This window comes from Pseudomonas sp. ANT_J28, assembly GCF_008370005.1.
Taxonomy (GTDB): Bacteria; Pseudomonadota; Gammaproteobacteria; order Pseudomonadales; family Pseudomonadaceae; genus Aquipseudomonas; species Aquipseudomonas frigoris.
Genome location: NZ_VOBM01000059.1, coordinates 21,248 through 27,598, shown reverse-complemented (window position 1 = coordinate 27,598; position 6,351 = coordinate 21,248). Strand labels below are relative to the sequence as shown.

Annotated in this window: 5 protein-coding genes; 4 read left to right on the top strand and 1 reads right to left on the bottom strand. The window is 59.9% G+C overall.

Annotation, left to right across the window (positions count from 1 at the left end; all coding sequences use genetic code 11):
- Positions 1–132 precede the first annotated feature (132 nt).
- Entirely contained in the window at positions 133–1,305 is a 1,173-nt protein-coding gene (locus FQ187_RS27725) for an MFS transporter (RefSeq protein ID WP_149631918.1), read from the bottom strand.
- 200 nt (positions 1,306–1,505) lie between these two features.
- Between FQ187_RS27725 and FQ187_RS27720 the strand changes: the two genes are divergently transcribed.
- The 4 genes from FQ187_RS27720 (at position 1,506) to FQ187_RS27705 (ending at position 6,344) form a co-directional block, all read left to right on the top strand.
- Complete coding sequence (locus tag FQ187_RS27720) at positions 1,506–3,035, top strand: family 2 encapsulin nanocompartment cargo protein terpene cyclase (protein ID WP_149631917.1); 1,530 nt, start codon at positions 1,506–1,508, stop codon at positions 3,033–3,035.
- A 130-nt stretch (positions 3,036–3,165) separates the two neighbouring features.
- Complete coding sequence (locus FQ187_RS27715; protein ID WP_149631916.1) at positions 3,166–3,966, top strand: glucose 1-dehydrogenase; 801 nt, start codon at positions 3,166–3,168, stop codon at positions 3,964–3,966.
- Complete coding sequence (locus FQ187_RS27710) at positions 3,959–5,785, top strand: glycoside hydrolase family 15 protein (protein WP_149631915.1); 1,827 nt, start codon at positions 3,959–3,961, stop codon at positions 5,783–5,785. Before FQ187_RS27715 ends, FQ187_RS27710 begins: the two co-directional genes overlap by 8 nt.
- A gap of 169 nt (positions 5,786–5,954) precedes the next feature.
- Positions 5,955–6,344 (top strand): hypothetical protein, encoded by a 390-nt coding sequence (locus FQ187_RS27705; RefSeq protein ID WP_149631914.1) that lies wholly within the window; start codon positions 5,955–5,957, stop codon positions 6,342–6,344.
- Positions 6,345–6,351 lie beyond the last annotated feature (7 nt).

Here is a 6,351-nt window from a genome sequence, read left to right as displayed (position 1 = left end):
GGTGTTGCCGGACGGGGATCTGGAGAGGTTGGTGGGGTATTTGAAGCACATGGCTGGGCGAAAAGTTAAACCCTAGCCTTTTGTTGCCTGGACTGGCCTCTTCGCGAGCAAGCCCGCTCCCACATTTATTCATCATTTCAAGTGGCGGAAGCTTTGCACCGCCGATCCGAGGACCACGGCACCAGCCGCAATCGCCACCCAGAACCCGCTACGCGCTCCAAATGCATCCACCAGCCACCCGGAACTGGCCGCACCAATCGCCACACCAATGCTCAACCCGGTCACCAGCCAGGTCAGGCCTTCAGTGAGTTTGGCCGGCGGCACGATGCGCTCCACCAACGCCATCGCCACAATCAGGGTCGGCGCAAAGAACAACCCGGCGACGAACACCGCCAGCGCCAGCCCGAGAATGTTCGTCGCCAGCAGCAACGGCAACGTGGTCACCGCCGTCGCCACTCCACCGTAAAGAAACAGTCGCGGCAGTGGCAGTTTCGAGCGCAACGCCCCGAACGCCAACCCCGCCAGGCACGAGCCGACGGCATACACCGACAACACAATGCTCGCCGCCGCTGGCTGGCCCTGCTGCTGGGCGAACGCCACGCTGACCACATCCACCACGCCGACGATGGTGCCCATGGCGACCATCAACAGCATCAGTAACTGAATCTCGCTGGAGCGAATGATCGAGGCCTGATGATGGTCTTCATGAGGATGAATCGCCGGCTCGGTGTCACGTTGCAGCACAAACGCCGTCACCCCGATCGCCAGCATCAACAACGCCGCCAACGGCCCGGCCTCGGGGAATGCCACCACACACAATCCCACCGACAGTGGCGGCCCGACAATAAAACAGACCTCGTCCAACACCGACTCCAACGCATAAGCGGTTTGCAGTTCAGGTTGGCCGCGATACACCTCGGTCCAGCGCGCCCGCACCATCGCCGACATGCTCGGCATGCAACCGGCCAGCGCGGCAAACACAAACAACGTCCACTGCGGCGCCTGCAAGCGAGTGCAAAGCAACACCAGCAGCAACGCCCCGCCACCGATCAGCGCCGAGACTGGCAAGATCCGGCGCTGCCCGAAGCGGTCCACCAGCCGCGAAACCTGCGGCGCACAAAACGCCGTGGCCAGGGCAAACGTCGCCGCCACGGCGCCGGCCAGTCCATAGCCACCCTGCAATTGCGAGAGCATCGTGATCAGGCCGATGCCGGTCATGGAAATCGGCATGCGCGCGATCATCCCGGCCAGCACAAAAGCTCGAGCGCCCGGGGAGTTGAATAATTCGCGGTAGGGGTTTGCCATGGAGTCCTCTCATCCTTTGCGGATGCACGGTGCCATAAACCCGACTGGCAGTAAAAAGTACCCGGGCGCAAGCGTCTGCAATGCCTTGCGGCGCCATCGAAACTGAACTAGATTTTCTGTTCCCGAAAACTAGTCTGAAGTTCACTACGAAGTCTGGTCCGAAGTAATGTCCAGTAGCGAAGGCACGCAGGAGTCTTGCTATGGAAGAGTTACTGATTCTGGTCAGCCCGAAAGATCGCCAGACCGGCTTCGCCCCCAAGTTGCAGGTCCATCAACAAGGCCTGCGACACCGCGCATTTTCCATTTTCGTTTTCGATCGCAACGGGCATCTGCTGCTGCAACAACGCGCGCTTGGCAAATACCATTCGGCGGGGCTGTGGACCAATACCTGTTGTGGCCATCCTCGCTTGGGTGAGCGAACGCTCGCAGCGGCGCAACGGCGGTTGCGCGAAGAAATGGGCATCACCTGCAAATTGTTCAAGGTCTCGACACTGCTCTATCACGAGCCCGTCTCGAACCAACTTATCGAGCACGAATACGATCATGTATTTGCTGGCGTCTGCGATATCGATCCCATCGCCAACTCGGAAGAGGCCGAAAACTGGCGTTGGATGGATCTCTCGATAATTCCTGCCGCCATCAATGCGGCACCGCAGACGTTTACCGCATGGTTTCGCAAGATATTCGAACACTTCGGCCTGAACGGCATACGCCAATGGCATGAGCTCGCGCGGAGCGGCGCACCGCGCAGCCAGGCAGTCTCGAACTGGCAGGTACCGCCACTGCATTGCGTGGCTCCTTTGCGAATCAATGAAACACTCGCGTCAGAGGTCGATGACCGGCTCATGCACTGGATTGAAAAAACCGGCATTTTCGCTGGTCAACAGCAAAAAATTCGTGCATCGGGGTTCGGTCGGTTCGCCATGTTGTGCCACACGGACACCGACAATCCTGATCGCCTGCTTGTATCCGCTCAATGCATCGCCGCGTTATTCGCCGTGGACGACTACTACTGCGACGATGAACGTACCGGATCCATACCGGCACTGGTCGGTCCTCGCCTGTCCGTCGCGCTCGCCGCGCTGGAACCTGTGCATTTGACCGAGGATTATCGCCTGGAACTTGAAACTGCCCTGGAAAGCGACCCAGTGCTGGTAGGCCTGCGCGCGTACATGGCACGCGTCGCCGAGTTCGCCACGTTCACCCAGATCGCCAGGGTCCGTCATGAAATCATCGCCATGTTCGTTACCATGACCGCCGAAGCGGCCTGGCGCTTCAGTGGCGTCACACCTGCCCTCTGGGAATATCTGGCCCAGCGCCAGACCAATAGTTTTCTGCCCTGCATGTCGCTGATTGACGTCATCGGCGGCTATGAGCTTGCGGCCAATGTCTATTCCTCTCCCGCGGTGCGCCGCGTCACCACGTTGGCGGCCAGTGCGACAATCATCGCCAACGACCTGTATTCGGCGCCCAAGGAAAACCTTGCCCAAGTCGGTGACTTCAATCTGCCGTTGCTGCTCGCAAATGAGAGGCAATGCTCTATCGAACAAGCCATGAAGCTGAGCGCGACCATTCATGACGACGTCATGCGCCTGTATGAAGCCGCCGAAAAGGAGCTGCTCGTGGATGCTTCGCCCTTGCTCAAGCGTTTTCTGGCAGGCGTGAAAAGCTGGGTGGCAGGAAGTCTGGAGTGGCATCGCCACAGTGGCCGCTACCGGACCGAAGCTTGAATACATGACTGTCTGCCCTATGGGATAAGGCCTGTGGTCGCAGATGAAGATCTTTTCGTGGCAGGATCTGAACTCTCGCCACCGCGTGCCAGTCAGCTAGTTAAGCCCTCTATTCAAGGCTTTATCCTTCATGCAGATTTCTCTCGACCAACAAGTGGCACTGGTCACCGGTGCCAGTTCCGGCATCGGTGCCGGCGCGGCCAAGGCCCTGGCCGCCGCCGGTGCCGCCGTGGTGATCAACTACAATTCCCAGGCCGCCCCCGCCGAGGAGCTGGCCCGGACGATCAATGCTGAAGGCGGTCGGGCCATCGCCATTGGCGCCGACGTCTCCAAAGAAGCAGACGTCGAACGGTTATTCTCACAAACCCTCGAAGCCTTCGGTTTTCTGGACATTCTGGTCGCCAACTCAGGCATGCAGAAAGACGCATCGGCCGTGGACATGAGTCTCGACGACTGGAACCAGGTGATTGGCGTCAACCTCACCGGCCAGTTCCTCTGCGCCCGCGCCGCCCTGCGAATTTTCAACCGGCAAGGCATTCGCGATGGAGTCTCGCGGGCCGCGGGCAAGATCATCCACATGAGTTCGGTGCACCAGCGCATTCCCTGGGCCGGTCACGTCAATTACGCCGCGTCCAAGGGTGGCGTCGACATGTTGATGCAAACCCTGGCCCAGGAAGTCAGCCACCAACGCATCCGCATCAACGGCATCGCACCGGGGGCGATTCGTACGGCCATAAACCGAGCCGCCACCGAAGGCGACCAGGAACAGGAACTGCTCAAACTCATCCCCTACGGCCGAGTCGGCGATGTCGAGGACATCGCCAACGCGGTGGTCTTTCTGGCCTCCGATGCGTCCGACTACATCGTTGGCACTACCCTGTTCATCGACGGCGGCATGAGCCTTTATCCGGAGTTTCGCGGCAATGGCTGATCATCATCCCGAACGACAAAGCGCTATCGATGCCCATGGCATCATCGGCGACATGCGCAGCGCGGCACTGGTCAACGACAAGGGCAGCGTGGACTTTTTCTGCTGGCCGGAATTCGACAGCCCGTCGATTTTCTGTTCGCTGCTGGACACGCCAGAGGCCGGGATTTTCCAGCTGTCCCCGGATTTACCCGACGCTCGCCGCGAGCAGATTTACCTGCCCGACACCAATGTGCTGCAAACCCGTTGGCTCAGCGATCGCGCGGTCGTCGAAGTCACCGACCTGCTGCCCATTGGCGACAGCGAAGATGACACGCCGGTGCTGATGCGCCGGGTGCGTGTGGTCAGCGGACAGGCAACGTTTCACATGCGTTGCGCCGTGCGCCATGACTACGCTCGCGCCAAGACCCGCGCACGCATGGATGAAGAGGACGTGACTTTCGAGGCCGCCGATCAGCCTTCCCTGCGCCTGACTTCGGACCAGGTTTTACGTATCGACGGCCATGCGGCAGTCGCCGAATTCACCCTCGAACAGGACCAGAGCGCCGAGTTCATGCTGGGTGGTATCGACGATCCGCGATTCAAGGAAGGCGCCGCCGCGATCTGCCTGGAACGGACCCTGAAGTTCTGGCGTGACTGGATCGGCCAATCCAACTACCGCGGCCGCTGGCGGGAGATGGTCAATCGCTCGGCCTTGGCGTTGAAGCTGCTGACCTCCCGCAAGCATGGCGCAATCCTCGCCGCCGCGACCTTCGGCCTGCCGGAAACACCTGGCGGCGAGCGCAACTGGGACTACCGCTACACGTGGATCCGCGACGCCTCGTTCACCGTCTACGCGTTCATGCGCCTGGGCTTCGTTCAGGAAGCCAATGACTACATGCGCTGGCTGCGCGGGCGGGTCAGCGATTGCCACGGCAAACCGATGAAACTCAATATCCTCTATGCCATCGATGGCCGTCAGGAACTGCCGGAAACCGAACTCTCGCACCTCTCCGGTCATGGCGGCGCAACACCGGTACGGATCGGTAATCAGGCTTACGACCAGGTCCAGCTCGACATCTTTGGCGAATTGATGGACGCGGTGTACCTGGTCAACAAATATGGCGACGCCATCTCCCACGAAGGCTGGATACATACCGTGGAAGTGGTCGATCAGGTCTGCGAAACCTGGGAACAAGAGGACGTCGGTATATGGGAAATGCGCGGCGAACAGCATCACTTCCTGCACTCGCGGCTGATGTGCTGGGTCGCGCTGGACCGGGCCATTCGCCTCGCCTCAAAACGCTCGCTGCCCGCCCCGTTCGCCCGCTGGGACCAGACCCGACAGGCGATCTACGCGGACATCTGGGAAAACTTCTGGAACGAAGAACGCGGGCATTTCGTTCAGTACAAGGGCGGTACCGCGCTCGATGGCTCGATGCTGCTGATGCCGCTGGTGCGCTTCGTCAGCGCCAAAGACCCGCGCTGGCTCGCGACCCTCGACGCCATCGAAAAGAATCTGGTGCGCGATGGAATGGTTTACCGCTATCGCAATGACGACGCCCGAATCGACGGCCTCGACGGCACCGAAGGCGCCTTCGCCGCATGCTCATTCTGGTACGTCGAATGCCTGGCCCGCGCCGGCCGGCTGGAAAAGGCTCATCTGGAATTTGAACAGCTGCTGAGGTACGCCAACACGCTGGGGTTGTACGCCGAAGAGTTCGACAGCCATGCGCGGCATCTGGGCAATACGCCGCAAGCGCTGACGCATTTGGCATTGATCAGTGCGGCCAGTTTCCTGGATCGGAAGTTGAGTCGGGAAAAAAATGTCTGGCAGCCTTGAGACCGCCCTCGCCACAGGTTTATGAAGTCCGAAGTCCTGCATTTGTTAAACAAACCCCGCGTTCACTACCGAAAAATTCTTTGTTGCCAGCCGTAACTTCCCCACCTACCATCGACCGTCAACGGGTACAGCGGAGCTGTCCAACAAAACCCGAATTCAAGGAACCAGAATGACCCAGCGCATCCACCGCAGCATCGACACCCCACTCCGGTCAGGTCTGAACCGGGATGAATTGTGGGAAGGCCAGGACAAGGGCCTGATCAAATGCTGGGAGATCGGCCGCCAACGCGCCGCCCGTTTCCCCGAACTCGCCCAACGCAGCCTTGCCGGCGAACTTCCGGTGCTGGGCTGGAAAGGTGGCGTCAGCCGCAGCCTGAAGAAACTCGAAAAATACGGATCCCTCAAGTACCTCGCTCAGTGGCAAGGGTTGCGCGGGGAAGATCTGGATGTTGATTTGGGTGAAGAACGGGCGTTGACCTGTTCGCGGACCAACATGGTGGTGACGTTTACGCCGGATCGGTCGAAGTACTTCAATCAAGTGGCGGAAGTCGAAGCCTAGAAAACAG